Raw genomic sequence first — 2260 nt, 5'->3', positions numbered from 1 at the left:
AGTCAGAGTTGCCATTCAGATTTTGAACTCCATCTTCCCCACTACTACCTGTTGACTTTGGTTGTGTAACCTTGACCTCTGCAGGCTCATTAGGTTCGCTCGGTAATGTAATCTCTAGAGCAAAGGAAGTTGAATTGCCTTCTGATAGAATAAATTCTTTTGTTATGTATTCTTTATTATCATCGAGAACTACGAGAGAGGTAGGAGTGTTGGGATCGAGCTCTAACTCCCGTAATAAGAAGTTCCCATCAGTATCAGTAGTGGCTGTTCTTTGATTGTAAGGATTTGTAACGGTGGCATTTTGAACAGGCACTCCAGTTGCACTCCTGACTGTTCCCGTACCAGAAATATTGGTTCCGCGTGTTCCACCCGCGCATCCCGTACCGATGACAGCGAACGAGAGGCTGAGGAACAAAGTCAAAACTCGGATCAGGGGCTGGAGTTTAAATCGGTTGGTGGTTTGCATCTTTTCACGAGTCCTAGAATACTCTTTAGAAATCGCTCTACTTTCCCGAAAACTTTAGAGGTTTTGGAAGATCGCCCAATTTTTTCAGTGATAACTCCTCAGAAACCCCTGTTTTTACGTTTTTCGTTTCCACGTTCAATTTCACTTTAGCCTTTGCAAAGAGGTTCGGGGCGAATGTTCCACTCTTCAACTTGCCAATTCCCATCTGAATCGAGAGAAAAAACCCCGTATCCCCCCGTTGCAAGTTTTAACGAATACTCCTTTGAGAATCGCTCGAAGTTACCAGTAATTCCCCCAGCAAAGCGAGCAATTCCATTACTGGTTACCACAAGGACAAGTGAGCCATGTATCCCACTTTTTAACTCCTCGCTAAATTCTTCCCAGATTCGAAACAGCTCCTCTCGAGAGACCTGCCACTCTTCTAAGGGGATGGCACACTGATTCCATTGCTCAAGCCTTTTTGTGCCAACAAGATGTACAAACTGCTCTTCACGCATTCCATCATGAATACCGTAATCAAGCTCATTAAACCGAAGGTCTGTTATCATCTTTGGTGTTGATGAGAAAACGGAGGCGATCTGATGTGTTGATTCCTGAAGCCGTTTTAAGTTGCCAGTGAAGATAACACTCGGAGTGCCGTAGGTTTGACTTATATGTGAGCCCAGAAGCCGTGTTTGGGCTTTGCCCTCGTCTGTAAGAGGGAGATCGGTTTTTGCACCGACTCGAAGGATAACATCGCCAGTATGGAATGTATTGCCATGACGGGCTACCAGTAGTCGCATGTTACCGTTTTCCCCTTAGGTATAACTCTGCTCGTTCTAAGTCCTGGGGAGTGTCGATTCCCGGAAGCGGCGGCAGCGAGTCTGAGGCAACGAGCTCTGAGTGAATAGGAATTCCATTTTCAAGGAGCCGGAGCTGTTCGAGCCCTTCTAGTCTTTCATAGTGGCTTTCTGGTAGCGATACGAATGCTTTAAGAGTTTTAGCTCGAAACGCATAGAGCCCAAGATGTCGAAATATCGGGCTTAAGAGACTTTTTTTTCTGAGTGCGTCTTCAGCACGAATGAGAGGAATAATATTTTTTGAGAACCAGAGCGCTCGACCGTCTGTATCTCGAATACAGGTCGTGCCACTAAAGGGTGAATCTTGCTTGGCTGCTCTCAGGTTATCGAGTGCCTCCCAGCTCAGTTGCACCACTGGGGTAGCGACTTCTCGAGTGGGCACATCAAGCATGGATGATAAGAGTTGAGCGATGAGCTCAGGTGGAGTTAGGGGTGAATCCCCTTGTAGGCTGAGAATAATCTCTGGTTGAATGCCAAATACTTGAAGGGAGGCATAGGTTCTATCGGTGCCTGTTCTTAGTTCAGAGGAGGTTCGAGCAACAGGGATATTGAGTTCCTCGCATGCCATCTCAATTCGTTCATCATCAGTAGCCACTCCAACAAACGTTTCAAGTTCCTTTGAAACGAGGCGAGCAGCTTCCGTGGCATGAGACACAACCCAAGCAAGCATTGGCTTCCCGTCGAGTAGTGCTAAGGGTTTACCCGGAAATCGAGTTGAACCATACCTTGCTGGAATGATGATAGCTGCTGTTGCCATAAGAGATATCCCCAGTGAATACCTGTCTATACTAGCTGAAGACTGGTCAGCTTCAAAGAATCTCTCGTGGAGGCAGACTAGGTAAAAATCACAAAATGGATGATCCAATAAAAGATAAGATGTACATAGAGCACATTTTTATCAAAGCTCCCATATCAGGGGTGTGAGTCGCTTGTAGGCTCGCACATATATAATCCC

The 2260-nt window shown here is 46.1% G+C and carries 3 protein-coding genes; all 3 read right to left on the bottom strand.

Going from position 1 to position 2260, the window contains the following annotated elements; genetic code table 11:
• Positions 1 to 466, bottom strand: a 466-nt coding sequence (locus EBR25_13270) for a carboxypeptidase regulatory-like domain-containing protein (protein NBW41951.1), incomplete at its 3' end; no start/stop codon positions are given.
• A 146-nt stretch (positions 467 to 612) separates the two neighbouring features.
• Positions 613 to 1248, bottom strand: coding sequence for a histidine phosphatase family protein (locus EBR25_13265; protein ID NBW41950.1), 636 nt, complete (start codon positions 1246 to 1248; stop codon positions 613 to 615).
• Position 1249: 1 nt separating this feature from the next.
• A complete protein-coding gene (locus tag EBR25_13260) occupies positions 1250 to 2062 on the bottom strand; it encodes a 3-deoxy-manno-octulosonate cytidylyltransferase (GenBank protein ID NBW41949.1) in 813 nt (270 codons plus the stop codon).
• Between the last annotated feature and the right edge of the window lie 198 nt (positions 2063 to 2260).

The organism is bacterium, from assembly GCA_009926305.1.
Lineage (GTDB): Bacteria > Bdellovibrionota_C > UBA2361 > UBA2361 > RFPC01 > RFPC01.
Note: the sequence above shows the minus strand (reverse complement) of the source record. Positions and strands in the feature narration are given on the sequence as shown.

Excerpts from the sequence above, each read along its gene's own strand:
- EBR25_13260 (NBW41949.1), bottom strand. The coding sequence starts at position 2,062 with ATGGCAACAGCAGCTATCATCATTCCAGCAAGGTATGGTTCAACTCGA.
- EBR25_13265 (NBW41950.1), bottom strand. The coding sequence starts at position 1,248 with ATGCGACTACTGGTAGCCCGTCATGGCAATACATTCCATACTGGCGAT.